The 26,274-nt window shown below is 44.1% G+C and carries 24 protein-coding genes; 10 read left to right on the plus strand and 14 right to left on the minus strand.

Going from position 1 to position 26,274, the window contains the following annotated elements:
- Nucleotides 1–81: 81 nt before the first annotated feature.
- The 8 genes from GJV22_RS18365 to ilvD all read right to left on the minus strand — a co-directional run bounded on the left by GJV22_RS18365 (nucleotide 82) and on the right by ilvD (nucleotide 10,379).
- The gene (locus tag GJV22_RS18365; RefSeq protein ID WP_163717343.1) at nucleotides 82–1,581 is read right to left on the minus strand and encodes a 2-isopropylmalate synthase; all 1,500 of its coding nucleotides are present in this window, start codon (nucleotides 1,579–1,581) and stop codon (nucleotides 82–84) included.
- Nucleotides 1,582–2,129: 548 nt separating this feature from the next.
- Entirely contained in the window at nucleotides 2,130–2,564 is a 435-nt protein-coding gene (locus GJV22_RS18370; RefSeq protein WP_163717345.1) for a lipocalin-like domain-containing protein, read from the minus strand.
- Between the two features lie 88 nt (nucleotides 2,565–2,652).
- Nucleotides 2,653–3,465, minus strand: coding sequence for a ZIP family metal transporter (locus GJV22_RS18375; RefSeq protein ID WP_205461947.1), 813 nt, complete (start codon nucleotides 3,463–3,465; stop codon nucleotides 2,653–2,655).
- A 127-nt stretch (nucleotides 3,466–3,592) separates the two neighbouring features.
- On the minus strand, nucleotides 3,593–5,068 hold the full coding sequence (ilvC, locus tag GJV22_RS18380; protein ID WP_163717347.1) for a ketol-acid reductoisomerase: 1,476 nt from the start codon (nucleotides 5,066–5,068) through the stop codon (nucleotides 3,593–3,595).
- A gap of 248 nt (nucleotides 5,069–5,316) precedes the next feature.
- The gene (locus tag GJV22_RS18385) at nucleotides 5,317–6,207 is read right to left on the minus strand and encodes an AraC family transcriptional regulator (protein ID WP_163717348.1); all 891 of its coding nucleotides are present in this window, start codon (nucleotides 6,205–6,207) and stop codon (nucleotides 5,317–5,319) included.
- Between the two features lie 59 nt (nucleotides 6,208–6,266).
- Nucleotides 6,267–6,809, minus strand: a complete 543-nt coding sequence (gene ilvN, locus GJV22_RS18390) for an acetolactate synthase small subunit (RefSeq protein WP_163717350.1) — start codon at nucleotides 6,807–6,809, stop codon at nucleotides 6,267–6,269.
- 18 nt (nucleotides 6,810–6,827) lie between these two features.
- Nucleotides 6,828–8,525 carry a biosynthetic-type acetolactate synthase large subunit gene (gene ilvB / locus GJV22_RS18395; RefSeq protein ID WP_163717352.1) on the minus strand — a complete coding sequence of 566 codons (1,698 nt, stop codon included), beginning with the start codon at nucleotides 8,523–8,525 and terminating at the stop codon, nucleotides 6,828–6,830.
- 24 nt (nucleotides 8,526–8,549) lie between these two features.
- Nucleotides 8,550–10,379, minus strand: a complete 1,830-nt coding sequence (ilvD, locus tag GJV22_RS18400; RefSeq protein WP_163717354.1) for a dihydroxy-acid dehydratase — start codon at nucleotides 10,377–10,379, stop codon at nucleotides 8,550–8,552.
- A gap of 666 nt (nucleotides 10,380–11,045) precedes the next feature.
- Between ilvD and GJV22_RS18405 the strand changes: the two genes are divergently transcribed.
- The 3 genes from GJV22_RS18405 to GJV22_RS18415 all read left to right on the plus strand — a co-directional run bounded on the left by GJV22_RS18405 (nucleotide 11,046) and on the right by GJV22_RS18415 (nucleotide 12,736).
- The gene (locus GJV22_RS18405) at nucleotides 11,046–11,459 is read left to right on the plus strand and encodes a DoxX family protein (RefSeq protein WP_205461948.1); all 414 of its coding nucleotides are present in this window, start codon (nucleotides 11,046–11,048) and stop codon (nucleotides 11,457–11,459) included.
- Between the two features lie 374 nt (nucleotides 11,460–11,833).
- Nucleotides 11,834–12,178: a hypothetical protein gene (locus GJV22_RS18410; RefSeq protein WP_163717356.1), complete on the plus strand. Its 345-nt coding sequence runs from the start codon at nucleotides 11,834–11,836 to the stop codon at nucleotides 12,176–12,178.
- A gap of 21 nt (nucleotides 12,179–12,199) precedes the next feature.
- Complete coding sequence (locus GJV22_RS18415) at nucleotides 12,200–12,736, plus strand: hypothetical protein (protein WP_163717357.1); 537 nt, start codon at nucleotides 12,200–12,202, stop codon at nucleotides 12,734–12,736.
- 27 nt (nucleotides 12,737–12,763) lie between these two features.
- On the opposite strand, the gene GJV22_RS18420 is transcribed toward GJV22_RS18415, so the two are convergent.
- Nucleotides 12,764–13,795, minus strand: a complete 1,032-nt coding sequence (locus tag GJV22_RS18420) for a zinc-dependent alcohol dehydrogenase family protein (RefSeq protein ID WP_163717358.1) — start codon at nucleotides 13,793–13,795, stop codon at nucleotides 12,764–12,766.
- Between the two features lie 170 nt (nucleotides 13,796–13,965).
- Between GJV22_RS18420 and GJV22_RS18425 the strand changes: the two genes are divergently transcribed.
- A complete protein-coding gene (locus GJV22_RS18425; RefSeq protein ID WP_163717359.1) occupies nucleotides 13,966–14,253 on the plus strand; it encodes a hypothetical protein in 288 nt (95 codons plus the stop codon).
- Between the two features lie 44 nt (nucleotides 14,254–14,297).
- On the opposite strand, the gene dacB is transcribed toward GJV22_RS18425, so the two are convergent.
- Entirely contained in the window at nucleotides 14,298–15,755 is a 1,458-nt protein-coding gene (dacB, locus tag GJV22_RS18430; RefSeq protein ID WP_163717360.1) for a D-alanyl-D-alanine carboxypeptidase/D-alanyl-D-alanine endopeptidase, read from the minus strand.
- A 303-nt stretch (nucleotides 15,756–16,058) separates the two neighbouring features.
- On the opposite strand from dacB, the gene GJV22_RS18435 reads away from it, so the two are divergent.
- Together GJV22_RS18435 and GJV22_RS18440 are read left to right on the plus strand one after the other, a co-directional pair.
- Nucleotides 16,059–16,388: a hypothetical protein gene (locus GJV22_RS18435; RefSeq protein WP_163717361.1), complete on the plus strand. Its 330-nt coding sequence runs from the start codon at nucleotides 16,059–16,061 to the stop codon at nucleotides 16,386–16,388.
- 198 nt (nucleotides 16,389–16,586) lie between these two features.
- Nucleotides 16,587–17,942: a sigma-54-dependent transcriptional regulator gene (locus tag GJV22_RS18440; RefSeq protein ID WP_163717362.1), complete on the plus strand. Its 1,356-nt coding sequence runs from the start codon at nucleotides 16,587–16,589 to the stop codon at nucleotides 17,940–17,942.
- A 17-nt stretch (nucleotides 17,943–17,959) separates the two neighbouring features.
- Here GJV22_RS18440 and GJV22_RS18445 read toward each other — a convergent pair whose 3' ends face one another.
- Nucleotides 17,960–18,319, minus strand: a complete 360-nt coding sequence (locus GJV22_RS18445; RefSeq protein WP_163717364.1) for a hypothetical protein — start codon at nucleotides 18,317–18,319, stop codon at nucleotides 17,960–17,962.
- A 264-nt stretch (nucleotides 18,320–18,583) separates the two neighbouring features.
- On the opposite strand from GJV22_RS18445, the gene GJV22_RS18450 reads away from it, so the two are divergent.
- Both GJV22_RS18450 and eno read left to right on the plus strand, forming a co-directional pair.
- Entirely contained in the window at nucleotides 18,584–18,949 is a 366-nt protein-coding gene (locus tag GJV22_RS18450) for a DUF190 domain-containing protein (protein WP_163717366.1), read from the plus strand.
- A gap of 163 nt (nucleotides 18,950–19,112) precedes the next feature.
- Nucleotides 19,113–20,414, plus strand: a complete 1,302-nt coding sequence (eno, locus tag GJV22_RS18455; protein WP_163717368.1) for a phosphopyruvate hydratase — start codon at nucleotides 19,113–19,115, stop codon at nucleotides 20,412–20,414.
- Nucleotides 20,415–20,514: 100 nt separating this feature from the next.
- On the opposite strand, the gene GJV22_RS18460 is transcribed toward eno, so the two are convergent.
- Together GJV22_RS18460 and GJV22_RS18465 are read right to left on the minus strand one after the other, a co-directional pair.
- On the minus strand, nucleotides 20,515–22,788 hold the full coding sequence (locus GJV22_RS18460; RefSeq protein WP_163717370.1) for a TonB-dependent receptor domain-containing protein: 2,274 nt from the start codon (nucleotides 22,786–22,788) through the stop codon (nucleotides 20,515–20,517).
- A 60-nt stretch (nucleotides 22,789–22,848) separates the two neighbouring features.
- Nucleotides 22,849–23,289, minus strand: coding sequence for a hypothetical protein (locus GJV22_RS18465; RefSeq protein WP_163717372.1), 441 nt, complete (start codon nucleotides 23,287–23,289; stop codon nucleotides 22,849–22,851).
- Nucleotides 23,290–23,379: 90 nt separating this feature from the next.
- On the opposite strand from GJV22_RS18465, the gene GJV22_RS18470 reads away from it, so the two are divergent.
- Together GJV22_RS18470 and GJV22_RS18475 are read left to right on the plus strand one after the other, a co-directional pair.
- Nucleotides 23,380–23,844, plus strand: coding sequence for a DUF4268 domain-containing protein (locus GJV22_RS18470; RefSeq protein ID WP_163717374.1), 465 nt, complete (start codon nucleotides 23,380–23,382; stop codon nucleotides 23,842–23,844).
- A gap of 179 nt (nucleotides 23,845–24,023) precedes the next feature.
- Nucleotides 24,024–25,307, plus strand: coding sequence for an L-cysteine desulfidase family protein (locus GJV22_RS18475; protein ID WP_163717376.1), 1,284 nt, complete (start codon nucleotides 24,024–24,026; stop codon nucleotides 25,305–25,307).
- 418 nt (nucleotides 25,308–25,725) lie between these two features.
- Here GJV22_RS18475 and nuoE read toward each other — a convergent pair whose 3' ends face one another.
- Nucleotides 25,726–26,229, minus strand: a complete 504-nt coding sequence (gene nuoE, locus GJV22_RS18480) for an NADH-quinone oxidoreductase subunit NuoE (RefSeq protein ID WP_163717378.1) — start codon at nucleotides 26,227–26,229, stop codon at nucleotides 25,726–25,728.
- Between the last annotated feature and the right edge of the window lie 45 nt (nucleotides 26,230–26,274).

The following is a 26,274-nucleotide window of genomic DNA, read 5'->3' on the forward strand; positions in this document are numbered from 1 at the left end:
TGACCGGATTTTTAAATCCGACATTTGAGAGTATTAAGTTTTTATTTGACGTTATTCTAACTATAAATAAACCAAGGTTGATTAAACCTTCATTTTGTTGATGGCATCCAGGAAAGCTTCGACAGAAGCGGTAATAATATCGGTATTGACACCAAAACCGTAATATTTTACGTTGTCATATTCAAGCTCCATGTGAACTTTACCAACATCGTCGCTTCCTCTTGTGATTGCCTGAATCAGGAATTCTTCGAGAATTACCTGGCGCTTCACAATTTGTTTCACCGCCCGAATTGCGGCATCAACCGGTCCGTTGCCCGAAGCTGTTGCGTCGAATTTCTCGCCGGCGATATCCAAGCGAACCGAAGCCATTGGCTGCAATGTTTTTCCGGTTACAACTTGCAGGAAGTCCAGTTTAATGCGGCGTTCTTTTTTCTCGGCATCGTCAACCAACATGGCAACATCGTCATCGCGAATGTCTTTTTTCTTGTCGGCCAAGTCCAGGAACTTCGTATATACATCTTCCAATTGTTCTTTAGTCAGTTCGTAGCCCAATATTTCCAAACGGTGCTTCAATGCAGCACGTCCACTACGGGCAGTCAATACGATTGACGATTCGTTGATTCCTACTTCAGTCGGATCAATAATCTCGTAGTTCTCGCGGTTTTTCAACACGCCATCCTGATGGATACCCGATGAGTGAGCAAAGGCGTTACGGCCAACAATTGCTTTGTTTGGCTGTACCGGCATGTTCATTAGGTTTGAAACCATACGGCTGGTTTTGTAAATATTTTTCGTATTGATGTTGGTGTCAATTCCCAACACTTTATAACGGCTCTTCAATGTCATTACGACTTCTTCCAGAGAAGTGTTGCCGGCACGTTCGCCAATACCGTTGATGGTTACTTCGGCCTGACGGGCTCCGTTGATAATACCTGAAATGGTGTTTGCAGTCGCCATACCCAAGTCGTTGTGGCAGTGTGTCGAAATGATTGCATTTTCAACCCCGCGAACATTATCAATCAGGTATTTAATTTTCTCCCCAAACTCGTAAGGCATTGTATAGCCCGTTGTATCAGGAATATTCACAACTGTTGCTCCGGCTTTGATGACTGCTTCAACTACACGGGCTAGGTATTCATTGTCTGTACGACCGGCATCTTCAGCATAGAACTCGACATCTTCAACGTATTTTTTAGCGTATTTAACTGCACGAACTGCACGCTCAAGGATTTCATCAGGATTCGAGTTGAGTTTGTGGTGAATGTGGTAAAACGATGTTCCAATACCAGTGTGAATACGACCTTTCTTGGCGTATTTGAGGGCTTCAGCTGCAACATCAATGTCTTTTTCTACCGCACGGGTTAGGGCACAAATAGTTGGCCAGGTAACCGCTTTTGAAATTTCGACTACTGATTTGAAATCACCAGGGCTGGAAATCGGGAATCCGGCTTCAATCACGTCTACGCCTAATTCCTCCAATGCTTTGGCCACTTCAATCTTCTCAACTGTGTTTAACTGACACCCCGGAACTTGTTCTCCGTCTCGTAAAGTGGTGTCAAAAATGTACAATCTGTCGCTCATGATGAAATGATTTGTTTTTATATACTGTTACTTTCTTATACACATCAAAAAAGCCACTCTCTGCTGAGAATGGCTCTATGTTATCTTTTATATTTAAATTACATCCATACCATTCTCAATCGCGCATCCAGAGTAGAATACCGAGTAGAATACCGAGAATAGAAATGGTGCTAATTTTTGTCATCTTTTGTGTAGATTTCCTGCAAATATCACAAATATATTTTAAACTGAAAATTTTTGCCCTTTTTATTTTACGATCTTTAAGGAAAAGATTCAAATTGCTTATTGGACAATAATTTAGGCGCTTGGTTGTTTGTCAAATAAAGGACGAATTGCTTGACATGGGATCGTATATTTCAGACAAAAGTATCCTTTGTAATATGAAATGGAAGGAAATTCTGTCAATCCGTTAATTTTGTTTGATTAAGTTGCTGGAAAAGAGATTCAGTTGAGTTCAAGTATTATTTTTTTGTTTCTCGGCAGATTGATGCAAAAGCAGGATGAGCGGTATCGCTCATCCTGCTTATGATGCTATTGCCATTTTGCTTTTAATACGAATGACTTGGCAGGGTTTGGGTAACGCTCAACCTTGGGATTTCTTCCTGCTTCTCGAATTCGATGGTTACCGATGTGGCACTTCCATCGTCCCAGCATACCGGCGGACAGGTCAATGTTAGTTTTTTGCCACGGACCTGGGCATAGCGTAATTTGTCGAGTCCTTCATTGTTTGGGAACAATGAGCCTTCAACATGATGAATGATATAATCTTTTTCGCGGTTGTATTCAAATTTGCCGAAGTAGGAGATGCCCCTCAGGTCACCTGATCCTTGTTCTTTTGGCATATATTGAACGGAGAAATATCCCGTATCTGCATAAACTACTAATCCAGTCGCATCCTCGCCAAATGGATAGCTGATTTCCCCGTTTTTTAGATGGATCTCAAAGGATTTGAGTTTCCATGTTCCAACAATTAAATGATTCATAATGCGTCTATTTTAAAGGATTATTTAATGTTAATCCTTTTTACGTAGAATGACAATATGTTGTTAATGCAGGAATTGGAAAGTCAGTTTAGCCAAGTGCTACATCCAGCATCATCATGACTGCAAAGCCCAACATGGTCCCGATCGTAGCGATATCTGTGTTTTTTTCCAATTGGGACTCCGGAATTAGTTCCTCGACAACGACATAAATCATGGCACCGGCAGCAAACGACAATGCATACGGCAGGATTGGTTGCATGATAATGACTGCGCCAGCTCCAATAACTCCGGCAATAGGTTCAACAATACCCGAAGCTTGTCCGTACATAAATGCTTTTCGGCGACTGAAACCTTCTCGGCGTAAGGGAACGGAAACGGCTGCACCTTCCGGAAAATTTTGTATCCCAATACCAATTGCCAGTGCGATCGCTCCGGCAGTAGATGCTGAAGGTAAATCGGCTGCGATTGCTCCAAAGGCGACTCCAACAGCTAATCCTTCGGGAATGTTATGCAGTGTAATAGCAAGAACCAGCAAGACACTTCGTCTCCAGGAAGTAGAAACCCCTTCGGCTTCTTCAGTTGGAAATCCTAAGTGGAGGTGAGGTAGAAACTGGTCAGTGAGGTAAAGAAAAAGTCCTCCGCCCAAAAATCCAATAACGGCAGGAATCCACGCAATGCCGCCGGTATTCTCTGTCATTTCAATGGCAGGACTCAATAGTGACCAGAAACTGGCGGCAATCATCACGCCGGCAGCAAAACCTAGCATACCGTCCAATACTTTTCGGTTGATTTCTTTAAAGAAAAAAACAAGCGCGGCACCCAAAGCGGTTATAAACCAGGTGAAAAGTGTCGCCATCAAGGCTTGCATGATGGGGGTGAGGGATAGGAACCAGTTGATCATAGGCTGGGGTTAAATTGTTCTGATACTATAGCAAAAATAGGGAATTCAAAGGATAACTTCCATCTAAAATAGAAAAAGCCTGCCAAACACAAGGTTGGGCAGGCTTTGCAGAATATCTTAAAATTGCTTAGACAATTTTCTTCATCGCAGTCATTGATTCGCGCAATTCGTAGCCAATCAATTCAACCGGGTGGAAACGGATGATTTCGTTTACCGCGATCAGTTGTTTGTTGTCAACGCCGTTGTCAGAACCTTCGCCATAAGTTTCGCCAATCACATCAGTTTCGATGGTCTTCATGAAATCAGTCAGCAATGGCTTACATGCGTGGTCGAACAGGTAGCAACCGTACTCGGCAGTATCAGAAATTACACGGTTCATTTCGAACAGTTTTTTGCGGGCAATTGTATTCGCGATCAGCGGAGTTTCGTGCAGAGACTCATAGTAAGCTGATTCTTCTTTGATACCAGCTTCAGTCATTGTTTCGAAAGCTAATTCAACACCTGATTTTACGAAAGCAACCATCAATACACCATTGTCGAAGAACTCTTGTTCGCTAATTTCAACATCACCTGCAGGTGTTTTTTCGAAAGCAGTTTCGCCGGTAGCAGCACGCCAGGTCAACAGGTTTTTATCGTCGTTTGCCCAGTCAGCCATCATGGTGCTAGAGAACTCACCGCTCATGATGTCATCCATGTGTTTTTGGAACAAGGGACGCATGATGCGTTTCAATTCTTCAGACAATTCGAAAGCTTTAATTTTTGCAGGGTTCGATAAGCGATCCATCATATTGGTGATACCACCATGTTTCAACGCTTCGGTGATTACTTCCCATCCGTATTGGATCAGTTTAGAAGCATATCCGGGCTCGATACCTTTTTCAATCATTTTGTCGAAAGACAAGATTGAACCTGTTTGCAACAAACCACACAGGATAGTTTGCTCACCCATTAAGTCTGATTTTACTTCAGCTACAAAAGATGAACGCAACACGCCGGCGCGGTCGCCACCAGTACCAACACAATACGCTTTAGCGATTTCCAAACCATCACCGTTCGGGTCATTTTCAGGGTGAACAGCGATCAGCGTAGGAACACCGAATCCACGTTTGTATTCTTCGCGTACTTCAGAACCCGGAGATTTTGGAGCAACCATCACAACTGTGAGGTCTTTACGGATTTGCATGCCTTCTTCAACGATGTTGAACCCGTGAGAGTAAGACAACGCAGCACCTTTTTTCATCAATGGCATCACAGCGCTAATTACGGCAGTGTGTTGTTTATCCGGAGTCAGGTTGATTACCAGGTCAGCAGTAGGGATCATTTCTTCGTAAGTACCTACTTTGAATCCGTTTTCAGAAGCGTTTAGAAACGATTGACGTTTTTCTTTAATGGCGGCTTCACGCAATGTGTAAGAGATATCCAATCCGCTGTCGCGCATGTTCAATCCTTGGTTTAAACCTTGAGCACCGCAACCTACGATGACAATTTTTTTACCTTCCAGTTTTTTAACACCATCAGCAAATTCAGATTTATCCATGAATTCGCAGGTTCCCAATTGTTCCAATTGTAAACGCAATGGGAGTGTGTTGAAATAATTTGCCATTTTTTGAGTATTTAAATATTTGTTTTAAGTCTGTAATTCAAATTTGAACCCGTTTGATCGGGTGAATTTCTCCTTTTGAAATTTACCAATACAAAGCAAAAGAATTCTCGGAAGAAAGCCGAGTAAAAAAGCGTGTATTTTTGGTAATTTTCATGGATTGGTGAAAAAGTATTTGTTTCGTTTGATTCGTCCTGATTAAATTTCAGTTGTTTACGATTTAAGAGACTTTTGGTTAGAATGGTAATTTTTTATCGGGATGCTGCACCATTCCGGTACTGGAGGGGCGAAAATCCGCTTTCGCGTTTAAAGAATTTGGTGAAATAAGATTGGTCCTCGAAGTGAAGCTGGTGCGCAATTTCGGCGACACTCAAATTGGTATGTACCAATAGCCGTTTGATCTCCAGAATTTGTTTGGCTTTGATAATTTGGCTTGAGGTTTTGCCGGTCAGTATTTTAACCGTTTGAGTGAGGTGGTTGGGTGTGACAGCCAGCAAGGCAGCGTATTCTTTCAGCGAAAGATTTTTATGGTTGTTTTCTTCGACCAGGTGATAGAACTTTTTCACCAGAATGTGTCCTTTGCCTTTACCGCTCATATTTTCCGATGTCCGGTAGCGGCTGCTGCAGGTTGTTAAAATTAAATCGAGAAGTGATCGGAGCATGTCGAGCCGGTTTGTTTCATTCGATTCCAATTCACCAATACTTCTTTTGAAAAGACCTTCCAAAAAACTGATATCGCTTTGTTGCTCGAGTAAAAGAGGTGGGTTGTCCTGCTTCAGATTATAAAAGAAGGGAAATTCAATCAGGCTGTTTTGGTTGCTGCGATTGGCCAGGTAGAAGTCGGCCGTGAAAATGAAGATGTAGCCCTCAATGTCGTGCGAAAATTCGATTTTGTGGGCTTGCCCCGGCGACATGAAAAACACACAAGGTGGCTTAATTTCGTAACGGTTTCCATCGATGACATGAAAGCCGGAGCCTTTCAGCAGGTAAAGGACCTCGAAGAAGTCGTGCCGGTGCGGGTATCTTACGCTGAAGTGCCGCTTGGCATCAAACACTTCAACCTGGAACTGCTGGCTTTTTCGCTCGTTCGAGCTGAAGTTGTCGAGGCTGTATACCGGTAAATGTTCGTTGATCGAATTCATGCGGGGAGTCATGCAAATCGATCGGATGACTCGAGGTCATCCGATCAATGCTATTTGGCTTAATCCATAGATTCCAGTAGTGCGTCGCGTTCCTTCAGGAACTCGGACAGTCGCTCGATTGGGTCGCGGGTAATGGCGATGCGGCCGGAGCGAATAAATTGCAAGACGCCGAACTGCGACAGATCGTCAAACATTTTTTGAGTTTCTGTTTTGTGTCCGGTTTTTTCAATGACGGTAAATTCGCGGGTAATTTCCAAAATGCGGGCACCTGATTTGCGAACCAGCTGTTCAATTTGATCGCTTTCGTACAGCGATTCGGTTTGAACTTTGTAAAGCGCCAGCTCCTGGTACACCATTTCTTCGTTGGTGTGGTAGAAGGCTTTTAAAACGTCAACCACTTTCTCCAACTGGGAAACGACTTTCTTCACCCGGTCTTCAGTTTCGTTAACCACGATCGTGAACTTTGAAATTCCTTGAATTGCCGAGGCTGAAACAGTCAAACTTTCAATGTTGATTTTACGACGTGTGAAGTTGATGGTGATTCTGTTTAAGAGACCAATATGGTTTTCCGAATAAACGGTGATGATAAATTCTTGTTTCATAGTGATAATCGTTAAAAATTAAGCTTCAAGAATAATGTCAGAAACCGAGGCTCCTGCCGGTACCATTGGGAATACATTGTCTTCTTTCTCGCAAACAACTTCAAGCAGGTAAGGGCCATCGTGCTCCATCATTTTTTGAACACCTGCTTCCAGATCTTCGCGCTTGCTTACTTTGTGTGCCGGCATGCCGAATCCGTTTGTGATCATGATGAAATCCGGGTTCTGCAATTCGGTGAAGGAATAACGTCTGTCGAAGAACAATTGCTGCCATTGACGGACCATTCCCAGGAAGTTATTATTCAGCAGAATAATTTTCACCGGAAGTTTGTTTTGTACAATGGTGCCCAGTTCCTGTAAGGTCATTTGAAAACCACCATCGCCTACGAAGCAACAAACAGTGCGGTCTTTTGCACCCAACTGTGCACCCATGGCTGCAGGAATGCCGTATCCCATGGTTCCCAATCCGCCGGAAGTCACATTACTTTTCGACTGGGTAAACTTGAAGTAGCGGGAAGCAATCATTTGTTGTTGGCCAACATCGGTTACCAATACCGCGTTGTTATTCACTTTTTCCGAAACCATGCGAACAGCTTCACCCATGGTTAAGCCTTCTTTTGTCGGGAAAGTGTCTTTTTGAATGACTTTTTCCTGTTCAATTTTGTCGCAATCGCGGAATTCCTGAAGCCAGGCTTCGTGTTTATTTTCTTTCACATTCAATGTGAGCATTGGCAACGATTTTTTGGCACTGCCCAATACGCCAACATCGACTTTTACAATTTTATTGATCTCTGCAGGATCAACCTCCAAGTGGATGATTTTTGCGTTGGTCGCATACGCGCTTACTTTTCCGGTCACCCGGTCGTCAAAACGCATACCAACGGCAATGATCAGGTCAGCTTCGTTGGTCTTGATGTTTGGACCATAGTTTCCGTGCATTCCCAGCATGCCCACGTTTAGTGGGTGATCTGATGGTAATGCCGAAAGACCCAGCAAAGTCCATGCTGCCGGAATGCCGGTTTTTTCAATGAACGTTTTCAGTTCATCTTCAGCATTGGCAATAATAACCCCTTGTCCAAACAGCAGTAAGGGTTTTTTCGCTTCATTAATCAAATCTGCTGCTTCCTTGACTTTGAATGGATCAACCGGATGCTCCGAAATGTAGGAGCGGATTTTGGTGCATTTTTTATATTCAAAATCCAGTTCCTGAACTTGAGCATCTTTAGCGATGTCCAGCAATACTGGTCCCGGACGGCCGGATTGTGCAATGTAGAAAGCCTTGGCAATTGCCTCTGGAATTTCTTCAATATTCGTAACCTGGTAGTTCCATTTGGTTACCGGCATCGAAATACCTACCACATCCGATTCCTGAAAGGCATCGGTACCCAGCAGAGGCGATGCTACCTGCCCGGTAATGCAAACCAACGGAATAGAGTCGATTTGAGCATCGGCAATTCCGGTAATCAGGTTTGTAGCACCTGGCCCTGAGGTTGCGAAACAGACCCCGGCTTTACCGGTGACTTTAGCATAACCTTCCGCGGCATGCACGGCACCTTGTTCGTGGCGCGTTAATATGTGGGTGATTTGCTTATCAAAATCATAAAGGGCATCATAAATCGGCATGATTGCTCCGCCCGGATACCCAAAGATGGTATCAACTCCTTCCTCTAACAGAGAAAGAATAACAGCTTGTGAACCTGTAACTCGTTTTGTTGCCATTATAAATACGTGTTTTGTTGGTTACTAATCTATTAAGCGAACTGCACCTTTGTCGGCCGATGAAACAAGGCTGGCATAGGCTTTCAGTGCTTTGCTTATATTTCGTTGACGATTAACGGGTTTGAACGCGTCTTTCCCTTTCGCCTCTTCTTCTTTTCTTCTTTGATCCAGTTCTTCCTGGCTGATCAGGACATTTATTTTCCGTGCAGGAATGTCAATTTCAATCGGGTCACCATCCTGAATCAGGGCAATGGCTCCACCGGCTGCTGCTTCGGGTGAAGCATGACCGATTGATAAACCGGATGTACCGCCGGAGAAACGTCCGTCGGTCAGCAGGGCGCATTTTTTGTCCAGTTGCATCGACTTCAGGTACGAAGTCGGGTACAACATTTCCTGCATTCCCGGTCCGCCTTTTGGTCCTTCGTAACGGATAATGACCACATCGCCGGCCTGAACAGCATCGCCCAAAATACCGTTGACGGCATCGTCCTGCGATTCGAAAACACGCGCTGTTCCTTTAAACCGGTAAACAGAAGGATCAACACCGGCCGTTTTTACAATACAGCCGTCTTCGGCAATGTTTCCATACAAAATAGCAATTCCACCATCTTTGCTGTAAGCATGTTCAAGGTCGCGGATACAGCCGTTTGCACGGTCTTTATCAAATTCTTCGTAATAGTTTTCCTGCGATCCCAGTACCAGGTTGCGGAACCCTCCGGGAGCAGATTTATAGCGTTGCGTATCTTCTTCTTTTGCGGTGTCGCCCATGATGTCGTATTTGGCAATTGCTTCGGCCAATGTCAAACCATCGGCACGTGAAACAGACGTATCCAAATGGCCGCCGCGACTCAATTCGGCGAGAATTCCGAGGATTCCACCGGCACGGTTGACGTCCTGAATGTGGTAGTGTCCGTTAGGAGCTACCTTACAAAGGTTCGGTGTTACCCGCGATAATTCGTTGATATGCTTCATGGTAAAATCAACTCCGGCTTCGTGGGCTATAGCCAGAATGTGAAGTACTGTATTGGTTGATCCGCCCATCGCAATATCTAATTTCATGGCGTTTTCGAATGCAGCTTTTGTTGCAATATTTCGGGGCAGTACCTTTTCGTTTCCGTTTTGGTAATAATCGTAAGTGATTTTTACGATTTGCTCCGCAGCTGTTTCAAACAAACGTTTCCGGTTGGCATGGGTTGCCAGAATGGTTCCGTTACCCGGCAGGGCAACACCTAAAGCTTCAGCCAAACAGTTCATTGAGTTGGCTGTAAACATACCCGAACAGCTACCGCAGGTCGGGCAGGCATCGCGTTCAACGCGTGCTAAGTGAGCTTCATCCACATTGGGATCGGCACCCAAAACCATGGCGTCAACCAGGTCGTATTTTTTACCGTCAACAACGCCGGCTTCCATCGGGCCTCCCGAGACAAAAATCACGGGAATATTCAACCGCATGGCAGCCATTAGCATGCCCGGCGTAATTTTATCGCAGTTCGAGATGCAAACCATGGCATCTACTTTATGCGCATTGCACATATATTCAACACTGTCGGCAATGACATCGCGCGATGGCAGGGAATAAAGCATTCCATCATGCCCCATGGCGATTCCGTCGTCAACAGCAATGGTGTTAAACTCTGCAGCAAAGCAACCTTGCTTCTCAATTTCTTCTTTAATGTATTGTCCGATGTGGTGCAGGTGGACGTGCCCGGGTACAAATTGCGTAAACGAATTAACGATAGCAATCATCGGTTTCCCAAATTGCTCTTCTTTCATCCCGTTGGCCCGCCATAAACTGCGTGCTCCGGCCATCCTTTTTCCTTGGGTGGTTGTAGCTGATCTTAACTTGTTCTGCATCTCTTCGTGCTTATGTTTGTTTCCTAAAAAAAAGCCCTTCTCGTTTAAGAGAAAGGCTTATTCATATTTTGACTCAACAATCTTTAGCCTTTCTCAAAGTCTTCTAAGAATGACGAGGCGGACTGCCAAATGATATGTCGAGTAATGTTTCATATGCGTTTTATAAAATGAAAAAAGCCATTCCCTTTTGAGTGAGAATGGCTACCAGATATACCTACGTGCATCATCCTCACTTCGCTTGCGAAATGACCACTACTAGAAGGACAACAACGTTAGATATGATAGCCGAGATTTTCATCTTTTATTTTTATATTGAAGCAAAAGTATGAATTAATTCTGAAATGCAAAATTAAATTGTAAGTAAATGGTCTGTTTCCAATGTGAAATAGATTCGAAAACGGGTCCTGTACTTCGGATTAGTAATTAAAGAGGGAACGAATTTCTGTTTTTTGGAGGTATCATAATTCTCAATCTGTGAATTTGTTATTAAAACAGAATTCCAGATGACAGTTTGATTAATTTCGGAAACGAGCTGATTTCGATACTTTTTGATAAAATGGAAAGCGGCGATCAAGAAAGAATTAATTTTTAGTTGATAAAACTTGCTTGCTTTTAAAGCATCGATTTTTAATTTCGAGCTTTGTAATTTTAAATAGATAGACAATTATGGGAAAAAGAATGCTGGGCTCACGATCAAATGAGTTTGTTGAGAATTTGTGGCTGCTGCTGTTGCGGGTTGGTTCGGGCGCGTTTCTGTTAACGCACGGAATTCCGAAGCTCTTGAAATTAATATCGGGCGACACTGCCTTTGCCGATCCCTTCGGAATCGGGCAATTGCCTTCATTTATACTGGTTGTTTTTGCCGAATTCTTCTGTTCGGTCCTGGTCATTTTGGGAATTATGACCCGCTTGGCAACAATCCCGATTATTATTACCATGCTTGTCGCTGCTTTTATGATCCATGCCGGACAAGGATTTGGTAAGCAGGAAATGGCTTTGTTGTACCTGTTGCTGTTCGCAACAATCCTCGTGTTCGGAAGCGGACGTTTTGCATTGGGTAACCTCATTCGCGGAAACTAAGACGCTCGATACCACAAGTGATATTATTGAAATGACTAATTATTCGTTATTGATGACGAGTAATTAGTCATTTTTGTTTGGTATTTACTTGTTGTTAGCGAATAAGTAGTCATTGCTTGTCAAAAAGTAGTCATTGTTTTGTTGTAAGTGAATCTTGCATGCTAATAAGTAGTTATTTAGGGTGCTGAAATAGCTATTGTTGTCAGTTTAGTAGTTATTGTTTGTCAGAAAGTAGGCGTTTTTTGTTTATATTTAGAAATTGCTTAGCAATTAGTAGTTGTTATTGGCTAATATTTAGATGTTTATTATTGGTTTTTAGTTGAAAACCATGTAGCTTATTGCATCTTTAAGTATTCATCAATTAACGAACTACAATGGAACATCTACCGGTTATTCAAATGGTCAAGCGCGAGGCTGAAAAGCGTCGGATGACGACCCGCGATTTGGCCAAACCCCTTGGTTTAAGTTATTCTGCCGCCCGAACTCTTTTCGATCGGTCCACCATGCAAGTGCAACGTCTGGCTGAATTGTCGGACTTGTTTCAGTATAATTTTTTCCGCGAGTTGGCGCAAGCGCTGCCTTACCCCGAACCTGAATGTAAAACATCCGGCGGAACTGAGGTCAAGGATGAAATTGAAAAGCTGAAAGCCCGGATCTTTGAGCTGGAAATTGAAAACCGCACCTTGAAAGAAGCTTTTTGCGGAGCAATGGTGCGCTGACACGAACAACATCGCAGCGATATGAATTCAGAAGTTCCCAAGCCTTTTCGGTTCAATGCCTTTAAGCATCATCGGGCTTACTTGTTGTCGGTCCTGAAAAATGTGTCGGCCGAGCTGGTGGACGAGCAATTGTTGCCGGTTTGCAATAACTATGTCGATGTATATACCGGGAATTTAACGATCACAGAGATCTGCCGGGAGCTTGAGGCTTTGCTGCGGAAAGGGAACACGTTTGAAGCGTCTGCTTTTCAGGTCTGGGTGAAAACGCCGCGTGGATACCGCGATCTTTTACTTTCTGATGGTTCCGTTTGGATTATTCGCGAAGGAGGGGATTCGGATCGTTACATTCATTTGCATCCGGCGCGCACGGGGCCGCATGTTGTTCGCTATCGGGGATCGACGCTGAAAACCGTTTTCATGTTGAAGCTGGACGGAAACGAAGAGCCCGGGCTGGCCGATTTAAATCGCTTGCGGCAGCAAATTGGCTTGTCGCCGGTTCGAAAGTTGGAGCCTCAAAAAGGAATTCTGAAATGCTACCGGGAATTTTTCAGGGAATAACTGCGAACCATTCAAGGTGATGTAACTTTAGTTCCGGATTACCAGAACTTTTGCGCCCCGTATTTTTCGCTGCTTAATTTCCAGGATGGCTTCATTCGCCCGATCAAAAGCATAGGTTTCCACTTCCGGTTTAAACGGCATCTCTGCCGCCATCCGAATAAATTCCCGCACATCGGTACTGGTGACATTGGCCACGCTTTTAATTTCTTTTTCCAGCCACAAATGCTTCGGGTAATCCAGCTGCAGCAAATATTCCTGGTCGATACTTTCTTTGCGAATGGCATTAATCACCAGTCGTCCTCCCGGCTTTAAACATTCCAGCGCATGAATCACCGGTTTCCACACCGGGGTGGTGTCAATAATGCAGTCGAGTAATTCGGGCGGAGTGTCGGTGGTGTTACCTGCCCAAACGGCAGCCAGTTGCCGGGCAAATTCCTGTTCTTTTTCGCTGCGGGCAAAAACACAGACTTCAGCGTCCGGGTATTGATAAAGAAGCATTTTCAACACCAGGTGAGCTGATGCTCCAAAACCAGTCAATCCAATTCGTTTACCCCGGGCCATCCGGGTCAGGGCCACCGAGCGGTAGCCAATAGCGCCGGCACAAAGCAGAGGAGCAGCCTCCGCATCGGTAAAGATGTCCGGAATGGGGTAGGCGAAGCGTTCGGGAACAACCATGTATTCGGCATAGCCACCATCGACGTCGCGGCCGGTGGCTTTGAAAGCGGCACAGAGATTTTCGGCTCCGCTTCGGCAGTATTCGCAATGTCCGCACGCAGAGTAGATCCATGCCACACCGACCCGGTCGCCGATCTTAATCCTGCCTTCAGTCTCGTTGCTTTCTTCCACAATCCCCACCACCTGGTGCCCCGGAACAACCGGGAAATTGGGCGGAGGTGTTCGTCCTTCAATCTCGTCAATTTCGGTATGGCAAATACCGCAGGTGCTGATCCGAACCAACAGGTCTCCTTTTGCCGGAATCGGTTTCGGAAGTTCAACCTGCTTTAGTGGCTGGTTTTCATGGTTTAAATCGCAGATTTTGTCAATAATCCATGCTTTCATCTGTTAAAGTTACGATCTATTTTCATCCGGGGCAAGATGAATCTTGCGGGCAATGAAATACGTAAACGAGCAATATGGGTATGAATTAGCCACCGTATTCAATGGATACTTTCTATTTGAAATTGAATGTTTAACAGGTGAAACAGAACTGGAACTGAAAACTAAACGCGATGTACCAAATTCCGATAAAAGTTGAAAGTCATTCCGGCAATCAGACGGGAGAATATCCTGTGGAGTTTTTTTGGAATAAGTTACGTTTCGTTATAATCAAGATTACGGATCGATGGTATCAGATGGATGTAGGGGGGAAGGAATCGGTGGCTAATTACTTTAAAATATGCACCAAAAGCGGCCTGTATTTCATCATGAAACATGACACCAGAACAAGACGCTGGTATTTGATCGCCCCCGAGGACAAGAACGGCTTGCTAACCTTGCCTTATGACCGTTTAAACTGAAAGCGCACTTCACCCTTTCTGGAATTACCATGTTTGTACCTGGTCTATTGATTCTCAATTTTCACAAGCAATTTCTCAATCGTTTTTATTGCCTGGCTTTGGCTGCACGAGAAGTTATTTAAAAGAATGGCAAACAAAACATCCCGCTTGCTTTGTGTTTTCAGTTCGCCCGCAAAAGACCGGACACGGGTCATGCTTCCGCTTTTGGCACGCAAGGCCTTTTTCGGAAAATAGGAGTGATTGAAATACCACAAGGTCCCATTGGGGACGACTGGCAGGCTGTCGAAAAAAGCGTCGCTGTTAGAGCTTTTGTTTTTCATGTAGTTTAAAACGAAGACCATTTGTTTGGGCGTAATGGCATTGAAACGCGACAGGCCGCTCCCGTCTTCCATAAACAAGGGTTTGATGTCCATGCCCTGCTGTTCCCAAAATTCCAGAACCAGCTCGATACCAGCTTCGGTCGTTCCCAGGCCGGTTGTTTCGTAAGCGATTTGCTTCAGAATGTGCTCGGCAAACAGGTTGACACTTTCGTGGTTGGTTACGCTGATGATTTCGGCCAGTGTCGGTGATTTGATCACCGATATGGTTGTCATGTCTTCCGTTTTATCACCGCCCCCACACTGGATGGTGCCCGACAGTTCAATATTTAGTAAGCCGAGTTCCTGCTCCAACTGTGTTCCCACTAAATAAGGGGGATTGGGAATTGAAGCTTTCACAACAAAGTCAGTTCGGTCTTTGGGGATGGTTCCGCGAATGATTCTTTTGTGATCCAGCGGGCTACCAAATACGAAGGCTTTATCGCTGTTTTCGCTCGATGAAAGCACCCGGTTGTCGAACTCAACATCCGGCAGAACCGGTAAGGTGTAAAGCAATTGGGTTGGTTTTTCGGGAGCCGTCGGCGAAGAAAGATGCAGCTCGTACAAGTTGTCATACGCGCTCAGGGCAAAGACTCCGGCTCCGTAATAGTTTCCCATATCTTCCCAAATCCAGGTGGCAGGAATGCTTTGGTCGTCGTATACCGATGTGTCGATAATCAGGTTCCCTGTAATGTGTTTGATATGTTGCTTTTTGATTGCCTCAGCCCACTTCCCGACGAAGTTTTGGTACGGTTGATAATCTTTGAAGTACTTCGAACCAAGTGCCGGATCGCCGCCGGCTATAAGAATGATATCGCCGAAAAGGGTATCGTTTTTCAGAACGCCGTTATAGGCAAGTTTAGTTTCAAAACGATAATCGGTGCCCAGCAACTCAAGTCCCGTACTGGTGGTGAGTAGTTTCAAAATAGATGCCGGAACCAGACTTTGCTGGGGCGTTGAGGCCGCCAGTAATTCGCCGGTTTTGGCATCAACCGCGTAAAAACCAACCGATGCATTTTCCAGAATTTCCTGCCGGCTCCAATCGTTGTAAATATGTTGTATCCCTTCTTTTTCCTGAGCTTCAACAACTGTTAAAGTCAAACAAAAGAGCACAAAAAGCAGTGTAATTCGGAGGTAATGTTTCATAGTTTTCCTTGTTTCTGTTGGTCAAAAATAATGGAATGACTGAAACCTACTCCATTTCTGTGGGTGAGAATTCGTGGTGTTCGATGATTTTGTAGAGAATATCTACATCAATAATGTAGAGTCCACATCATTTTGAGAATTCAAAGTACCCGTGCCAAATAGTTGTGGTTGTTTTTAAGTTGCTGTTTTTAAGTGTTTAGTGTTGTGCCGGGAGTTGGTTCTTTGGTTTTGGCATACTTTTCCAATAGAAGACTACCAGCGAACGATAAACAAACAATTTTTAAACATTTAAAATTAATAGTCATGAAGAAGACAGTATTATTTTCAGTAGCAGCGGTAACAATTGGTTTAATGGTTCCTCAATTTGTTGGGGCAAGTCCACTTGCAAAAGCAAATACAAACATGGAGATCATGGCTCAGGAAGTCAGTTTCGAAGAGATTGAAACCAGTGCTTTGCCTGAGGCAGTAAGCACAGCGTTGTCGGCTGATTATTCGGGTTACACACTCGACAAAGCTTTCAAAGGAAGCGACGGATCATTTAAAGTTAGCGTTAGCAGCGGTGAAATGAAATATGATCTATTTTATACAGCAGCAGGAGAGTTGACAAAAGTTGAAGCACCAACAGCCGAGTAATGATTCGCCACGCATGAAACTCACAAGGGAAACAAGCAATTTGTTTGCTTTCAGAGCATGAGTTTTCAGCAAACAGGACAACCTCTGCCAGCGCTATTTAGCCTGCAGAGGTTCTGTGCGTTTGTATTGTTTGTCGCACGGGATTGATGCTAAAGCCAATAAAACGAGAGCCGAGAAATTTTCTTAATTGAAAAATGTATGAATAAAATTTTGATTGTTGATGATGATTTAGCCTTCGGGCAGATGTTGAAGAATTACCTGACCCGAAACCATTTTAACGTAAAAATTCTGCACTCCCCCAACGAAGTTCAGAAGCACATTCGCCAGAATATTTACGACTTGGTGCTCACTGATCTTCGGATGCCTGATTTTAGCGGAATGGACATTATCCGACTGATCCGAAAGGAGTCGATGAAGACGAAAGTCATTATGATGACGGGGTATGCCGATATTACCACGGCGATTCAGTCGATCAAGCAGGGTGCTTTCAATTATATTCCCAAGCCTTTTCAGCCCCAGGAGTTATTGAATATGATTCGCGAGGCGCTGTCGCAAATGCCAAAAGGAGAGACGAAGGCCGAACCGAATAGGAAAGCTCCCACCGCTGAGTTTTTCGAAGGAAAGAGCAACCCTTCGAAACGGTTGGCCAAACATATTGAATTGGTTGCGCCAACGCCGATGTCGGTTTTAATTTTGGGTGAAAGCGGAACCGGAAAAGAATATGTTGCCCGGTCTATCCATCAGAAAAGTAAACGAGTCCATCAGCCTTTTGTAGCGGTCGATTGCGGCGCCATTCCGAAAGAACTTGTTGCCAGCGAATTTTTTGGTCATGTCAAAGGATCTTTTACCGGAGCGGCCAACGACAAAACGGGTTATTTTGAAGCTGCCAATGGCGGAACAATTTTTCTGGATGAAGTTGGGAATCTGTCCTACAGTACACAAATCCAATTGTTGCGGGTTTTGCAGGAGCGAAAGGTGAAACCGGTCGGTAGCAGCAAAGAAATCTCGGTTGATATTCGAATTATTGCCGCAACCAACGAAAACCTGAAATCAGCTCAGGCCGATGGACGTTTCCGGGAAGATTTGTATCATCGGTTGAATGAGTTTCAAATTGATGTCCCATCGCTCCACGAACGGAAGAATGATGTGATGGAGTTCGCGCAATTTTTTCTGCACCAGGCAAACGAATATTTATCGCGCGATGTTGCCGGTTTTGCGCTGGAAGTACAATCAGCTTTTGAAAACTATGCCTGGCCGGGCAACCTTCGGGAAATGAAAAATGTAATTAAGCGTGCCGTTTTGTTGGTGCCGGGACAGGAGATCTCGCTCCAGGAAATTCCGGATGCACTCTATCAACCCGAGCCGAAAGAAGATAAATTGACGCTGTTTAATGAAGGCAATGAAATACAATTGATACAAAAAGCATTAGAGACAGCCGATTACAATAAAAGTAAAGCAGCTCGTTTACTTCAGATCGATCGAAAAACATTATATAATAAATTGAAACAATATCAGATTGAATTACCGGAAAAGGAAAATCATCGTTTGAACTGAGTGGTTGTTGGGCTTGATTAAAAGTGACGCAATTTGATGTCATTTAATACAAGCTCAATCTGAATTAGAACTGTTTTGGCAATCGCAAAAAATTGTTCGTCCGGGAGAAGTTCGTTCCCTACTTGTTCCAGTTGCTCCAGCGATGGGGTTATTTTAGTTGCTTGCAGTTGTTTGAAGAGCGTCAGCATTTTATGAGCTAATTCGCAAGCATTTGCCCGGTTTTGCAGAGTAATCTCGTTTCTGAAGGCAGCGACGTTGAGGCCGGCGGAGTCGACCAGCAACTGAATGAGTTCTTTTTGTTCCTCCAAACTGGGGCCTGCAAAAGCAAGCACTTGATTCAGTGAATATTCCGGTGACTCTGTGTTGGTGGTTTCCATGCAACAGTTTGTTTGTTATTTTGATTATAACGATAAGCTGGTTAGATAGTTTTCGCGTTCCCGTCATGCCGAATATCTTACACATGTTCAACATGATAACTTCTTGAAAAGCACATAAGATTGAATGTTGCAAGGCTTTTGTCTTAACGGTCTGTAAAATAGTTACTTCTATTAAGGTTTTTTAATAAAAAATTTAAACAAAACGACCTGAAAAGAAGTAGTAATTTAAGAGAGACTAAAGTATCAATTTTAAAATATGAAGTTATGAAAGGCATTACAAGTTTATTAAAGATTTATGTTTCGGCTTCAGATATGGTCGGAAAGACCCCTTTATACGAAGAAATTGTTCGCGAAGCCAGAGATTTTGGCTTAGGAGGTGCGACCGTTTTTCGTGGGGTATTATCTTTTGGTGCGAGTCATTCTATCCACAGTGTTAAAATGGTATTTACAACAAATCAGGTTCCTGTAACAATTGAAATTGTCGATGAAAGATCCAAAATCGAGTCCTTCAAAAACGTCGTGAAAAAGCTGATTGATGTTTCGGAAAAAGGTGCTTTGGTGATTGTTCAAGATGTTGAGGTCTTGGAATATAAACGCGGCAAGAAATACAACCAGTTTGCTAATTTTTAAAGGATGAACAGGTTCATTAATTCGGGTTAAATTTAAGTTATTCCTTCGGAGCCAAGACAGGGAAAGTGTAGCGGATTTATTATATTTGTTGCGGCTTTTAAAAAAGCTGACTTAAAACAGTCTTGTAAGGTTATATATTAAGTTTAATTCAAAACCATAAATCATGTTAATTAGTAACGTTGTTGGTAGAGAAATCCTCGATTCTCGCGGAAATCCAACTGTAGAAGTTGAAATCACACTGGAATGTGGTGCTGTAGGTTTAGCAGCTGTACCATCAGGTGCATCAACAGGTGAAAACGAAGCACTGGAATTGCGTGATGGCGATAAAGGCCGTTACCTGGGTAAAGGTGTTTTGAAAGCTGTTGAAAACGTCAACACAGTGATCGCGAAAGAAATCATTGGTTTGGATGCCTCTGACCAAGTTGCTTTAGATGCCAAATTGCTGGCTCTGGATGGAACTAAAACTAAATCTAAATTGGGTGCCAATGCCATGTTGGGTGTTTCTTTAGCTGTTGCTAAAGCTGCTGCTGCTGCATTCGGTCAACCTTTATATCGTTACATCGGTGGAACAAACGCAAAAACATTGCCTGTTCCAATGATGAACATCATCAATGGTGGTTCTCACTCTGATGCTCCTATCGCTTTCCAGGAATTTATGATTCGCCCAATCGGTGCTCCATCATTCCGCGAAGGTCTGCGTATGGGTGCTGAGGTTTTCCATAGCTTGAAAAAAGTATTGTCAAAACGCGGTTTAAGTACTGCTGTAGGTGACGAAGGTGGTTTCGCTCCTGCATTGGATGGTACCGAAGACGCATTGAATTCAATCATCGAAGCAATCAAAAACGCCGGTTATAAACCAGGTCGTAAAGAAGATGGCGGTGATGTTTCTATCGCTTTAGACTGTGCTGCTTCAGAATTCTTCAGCGATGGTATCTATGACTATAGCAAATTTGAAGGTGCTGATGGCGCAAAACGTAATTCAGTTGAACAAGCTGCTTTCTTGGCCGAATTGGTTGAGAAATTCCCAATCGATTCAATCGAAGACGGAATGGACGAAGGCGACTGGGATGGCTGGGTAGCATTGAACGCTCAGTTGGGCGACAAATGCCAATTGGTTGGTGACGACTTGTTCGTAACTAACGTTGAGTACCTGCAAAAAGGTATCGAATTGGGTGCTGCTAACTCAATCCTGATCAAAGTAAACCAAATTGGTACATTGACTGAAACATTGGATGCTATTGAAATGGCTCACCGTGCTGGTTATACTTCAGTAACTTCTCACCGTTCAGGTGAAACTGAAGATTCAACTATCGCTGACATCGCCGTAGCAACTAACTCAGGTCAAATCAAAACAGGTTCATTGAGCCGTTCAGACCGTATGGCTAAATACAACCAATTACTTCGTATCGAAGAACAATTGGGTGCTTCAGCTATCTACGGATACAAAAAAGTATACAAGAAGTAATTCTGAGTACTCCAGATATATGAAAGCCGCTTTCCGAAAGGAGAGCGGCTTTTTTTGCATGGAGGGTTTCACCCGAAGTCAGTTCTTTTATCTTTTCAGCTTACAGGAAATTAAACACCAAGCTGAAATAGAAGCTTCTTCCCGGTGAATACAATGGACGGCTGGAACCGGTCATATTCCGGCTCAGGTGCTCGTAGTAAGCTTCATCCAGCAAATTGTTGACCCCGGTATTTACGCTAATAGCCGATGTAATCAGGTAATTGGCCTTTAGGTCGACAACATTGAAAGCGGGCGTTTCATTTTCACCATAGCTGGTTGCTATTCTATCTTGCTTAAATGAATGCCTGAAGCTGATTTCTGCCTGTAACTTTTGCCGAATAAAAGAACCTACTATTCGGTAGCGAAATTCCATAGGTGGAATTTCCGGCAAGGCTTCACCACTGTCTTTATTTTTGCCATAAGTGTAGGCCAACTCAGCAATCTGGTACAAATGTTCTCCATATTGCTGTTTCCAACTCAATTCAAAACCAGCGTGTAATGCCTGGTCAATATTGATGTATTGCCGAACGCCGGGAGCACTTGTCATCCTTGGAATTAAATCATCCCTGATTTCAGATGAAATGTAATTGCCGATAAAAGCTGAAAAAGCATTCAGGTTGATGTTTGTCTGTTTCGACTTCCACGACAAAACGAGGTCGATTTGCTTGTTTGTTTCAGCTTTCAGATTCGGGTTTCCAACCAGTTCGTACGGATCAAGACCGATTGGGAAATAGTTGATGTAGCGTTCGGCCAGCCCCGGACTGCGTTGTGTCAGTCCCAACCAAAGCCCGGCTGAAAACCGATTCGTCAATATCTTCGTTCCCCCCAAACTAAAAGCCGGATTAACCAAATCTGATGTCAAGTCACCTTCGTAAAGGTCGGAAAAGGCAGCATCCGGATTTTGAGTCTCTGCATGATTTAGCTCTAGTCGGCCCGAAAATACCAGCTGATAGCTTTCGCCCGGTAAATGATATTCAGCAAAAACACCATTCTTCCGAATTTGAGCATCCTGCCATACATTGTCATACACGGTCATTCCGGCCATGGGCCCCATCAGCATGGTTCGCTGACGTTCTCCTTCGGCCTTTTCAACACGCATGTCGGTACCCGCAAACAGGTAAGATTTTTCAAAGTCGAAGTGCATTTCTGTTCGCCCGCCGAAATTTTGTGTTTTAGCAAATGTGATCGCATCCACCATTCTTGGATTTATCAGCTTGTCGTAATTATCCATGGTATGATTCACCTTGGTTGCGTACAGGCTTGTTTCCCAATTTGTGAGGTTGCTCTTGCTAAAATGTGCGGCATGTCCGAGATTAAATAACCAGGTATCATCTTTCCGCAAATCCATAGGGAGGGTGGGAAAGTCAACGTTTTCGGCGTAGTTGTTGGCAAGCATTGCACTCAATTCTTGTGAGTCGGTGAGCTTGATTCCCAATTTTCCTCCCAGGTTACGGCGATTGAAACTGGCCGGAACAGTCATGCCATCCCCGTCTTTATAGTCATCGCCTGTAGCATAGGCTCCAAATAATTTCAAGTCAGAAAAGCGATTCGTGTAATTGGCGAGCCCTTCGGTTCTCGAAATATTACCGTTGGTTTCGTAACTGCTGCTTAGGCGACCGCCGAGCTTTCCTGCTTCTGAGAAATCAAGGCCGGCACTTTTAAAATTCACCGTTCCGCCAAAAGCATTCCCGTAACGAAGACTGTAGGGGCCTTTGACTATTTCAACCTGGTTAATCATGTTCATCGGAACCTGGCTCGATGAGGGATCCATTCGGTTGGGACATCCGGCTGTGGCACCCTGGACGCCGTCGATCACCAGGTTTACCTGGTCGTATTTAAAGCCCCGGATGACCGGATCGAAACCGTAGCTGCCACTTTTTCGGATGCTTGAAATGGCCATAAACCGATCGAGTAGATTCCCGGCATCGTGCTCCAACATTTCTGCCGACTGGAAATTCATACTTTCTTTTTCGCCTGCTGTCGGGTGTATCTGGAAATAGACGACCGGTTGCAGCAGGTGAGATTGAGGATTAATTTTCAGCTCACCGGTTTGAGCCGCCAATGCAACTTCTTTTGGCGAAAACTCTTGCTTGCCAAATTGAAGATGACTGATAAATAAGGAGCTGGATTGATCCTGTTCCAGCTGGATTATTCCGTTGTCACCGGAGTTGCCGGCTTGTTTTCCATATTGAAAGTTGGCCTGTCTGATTAGTTCCCCGTTTTCGGGATTAATTAGGCGGAAAGTTACGGACTGCGCCCATACTGACTGACTGCTAAGCAGCAACAGCACACATAGGAACAGCACATATTTCAGCCCTTTCCGCTGAAAAGGCATATGCTTCATGTTTATTTGGTGTTTCTTTAGTTAATGATGTGGGAAGGAATTTCCCTTTTTTCAACTTAAAACGAATGAAAGCAGATGCTTTTTAGGTGGGTGAAAAATCTCGTTTCCTCCAAAGGGATGAAGGACAACGTTGCGTTGTGATTTTTGCTTTTCAACGTGAAGAGGTAAAAGACTGATGTCTTTAGATGAAATTGGGAAGTATTGAATTTCAATCTTTTTGACTTGATTGTCCGGCATTTCTGATTTCGTTTCGTGCTGCTCCTGCAATTCTTTTTTCAGCTGACAGCAGCCATGACACGCTGACTCCGGATTATCCCGGTTCACACACAAATACTTTTCAATGTAATCCTGATTGATTTTGAAAGACAGGTAAACAGCAGCTTCCGCAAGAATATGCCATGCGATTGATGAAATAATAAGAATGGCCAGAAGCTGCTTACCCATGAATTTTTGATCAGTTGATTTAACAGCATAGACAAAATTAGCGGTCATTTGTTCAGCATTTTGGCTGTTGTTGCAAGAGATCGTTTGCATTTTTATTCTTCGAACGACTTGACTACTTTTGCAGACCAATATAAAAGCATGTATACACGAGAAGAAGCCAAGCAACTACGGAAAAAATTTTGGACCACTTTTGGCAAGCGCTGCGAAATTGTTCCTGAACTGCTACACCGCAAAAAGAAGTGGATCCTGTACGACACTAAAATCGGCGGGTTAGATCTGAAGTTCGATATCGATCGGTTTGAAGCTTGGGTGATGATTGAGGTGAATGCCAAGACAGAGGACCGTCGCCTGCAAATTTTTGAGTTGCTTGAAAAGTATAAGTCGATTTTGGAAGATGGCTTCGAAAATGGCATGGAATGGGAACTTTGCTACACCCGTGAAAGCGGCGCGGAGGTTTGTCGAATTTTTGTGATGGATGATGGTTTCGATATTCACCGTGAAAACCAGTGGCCCGACATTTACAACTTCTTCATCGATAATATGCTCCTCATGGAACACAATTTTCTGGAAATTCGCGATTTACTGCAAGAGGAATTAGGATGAAACAATGCCCTCTCTGACAGTCATTCCTGCGAAAAATTGAAGCTGTCAAAAATCATCAATTAGGACGAGAAACTCTTCTACTTTTGAGAATTCGTAAAATAAATGCCAAAGCGGTGTAACGATTCGGCATTTTGGCGACTTATGCCACTGTTGAATCATTATTTAAGAAAATTCCTGACATGAAGAGAGAAGAGATTGATGCAATATTGTGTTTGATCAAGCGTGAAGTCGTTCCGGCTATTGGTTGTACCGAACCGGTTGCTGTTGCCCTGACTGTTGCTAAAGCAAAAGAAGTTTTGGGTGAGAAAGCTGTCCGTTCGGAATTGTTTCTTAGCCGCAATATCCTGAAAAATTCATTGGGTGTCGGTATTCCGGGAACCGGAATGATTGGTTTGCCTATCGCAATTGCGTTGGGAATGGTTATTGGTAAATCAGCGTACGGGTTGGAAGTCTTGAAAGATATGAATCCCGAGGCTTTGGAAGAGGCCAAAATAATCGTCGATGAAAAACGTACTTCTGTCGAGCTAAAGGAAGATGCCCCTGATAAATTGTACATCGAAGCCCGTTGTTATGGAGAGAAAGGGGAGTCGAAAGCCATTATTTGCGGAAGCCACAACAACATCGTTTATGTGGAATCGAACGGCGAAGTTATTCACGACGAATTTACCAACGGAACGTTTAAGCAGCTCGAGTCCAATGATATCGAATTGGATTTCAATACGATTTATGATTTCGCCATGGAAACGTCCGTGGAGGAAATCCACTTTATGCTCGAAGCGGCCCGGTTGAACAAACTGGCAGCAGAGGAATCGAAGAAAGGTTCTTTTGGCCACTCGGTGGCGCGGGTTATCGAAAGCGATTCATTCAAACATGTCATGGGCAATAGTATTTATAACCGGCTGGTTGCGGTAACCGCTTCGGCTTGCGATGTGCGGATGGCTGGCGCGATGATTCCTGTGATGAGTAACTCAGGCAGCGGAAACCAGGGAATTACCTGTACTTTGCCGGTGGTTGTTTTTGCTGAAGAGATGGAAAAGCCGGAAGATGATTTAGTCCGCGCTTTGGTATTGAGCCACCTGATGGTAATCTACATTAAACGACGTTTGGGGCGTTTGTCGGCACTTTGTGGCGTAACGGTTGCGGGTATTGGTGCGGCGTGCGGAATCACTCACCTGATGGGTGGTAATCGCGATCAGGTAGCTTATTCGGTGAAAAACATGATTGGTAACATTGCCGGAATGTTGTGCGATGGAGCCAAACCAAGTTGTGCATTGAAGGTCTCGAGTTCGGTTTCATCGGCCATGTTTTCGGCCATGATGGCTATGGATAATAAAGTGATTAGTTCGCTCGAAGGAATTGCCGATGAAGATGTGGATAAAACCATCAACAATTTGAGTGATATTGGTTCTGAAGGCATGAGCGAGGTCGATAAGATGGTACTCAACATCATGCTGAAGAAATAGGTAAATATAATTTTAGGGTTAAAAAGGGCCGTTCCTCAGGGGATGGTCTTTTTTTTCGTATTTCCGCTCGTTGGGAAGGCGAAGTTGCAAACAGATTTTCATTTCCCCATGCCGCGACGTCAAAGTTGACAGTCAGGAATGTCTTCGCGGGGCGGGAAAATGAAAGTTGACGATCGGTTTTCATTTCCGCGAGCCGCGAAGCCCAAATGGACGGCTGGTTTTCATTTCCGCGCACGGCGAAGCCAAAATGAATTGTTGGATTGTTCTTCCCGCAGGCGAAAAATGAAAGTTGACGATCGGTTTTCATTTCCGCGCGCCGCGAAGACCAAATGGATGGCTGATTTTCATTTCCGCGCGCCGCGAAATGAAAACCAGCCGTCAGGAATGGCTTCCCCGTCCCGCGAAATGCTATTTTCGCTTAAGCCGTTTGTGGATTTACGCAAGCTTCCTGGTATTCGGCAATAATTTTAGCCACTTGCTGCGGCGAAACCCGTCCGTAGACTTTTTCGCCAACCAATACGACCGGCGCTAATCCGCAGGCACCAACGCAACGCAGGCAACTCAGTGAGAACCTCCCGTCAACCGATGTTTGGCCAACTTCAATTCCTAACTGGCGTTTGAATTCGTGCAAAACTTTCTCGGCACCCCGCACATAACAAGCTGTTCCCATACAAATTGAAATGGGATGCTGCCCTTGTGGTAGCATGGTGAAGAATGAATAGAAAGTAACTACCCCATAAACTTTGGCAACCGACATATTCAGTTCCTTGGCAATAACTTCCTGCACTTCCGCAGGTAGGTAGCCTAATTTGTGTTGAACCTGATGCAGCACATTGATCAGCTCTGATTCCTGGTTATTAAATTGAGCACAGATTCCTTTAATCAGCTCAACCGCTTTATCTGCTAGTTTTATTTTGGTCATGATGTTGTCTTTTTTTGTCTAAAGTCTAATATCTATAGTTTCCAA

The sequence above is a fragment of the Mangrovibacterium lignilyticum genome, assembly GCF_010882175.1.
In the GTDB taxonomy this organism is placed as follows: Bacteria; Bacteroidota; Bacteroidia; order Bacteroidales; family Prolixibacteraceae; genus Mangrovibacterium; species Mangrovibacterium lignilyticum.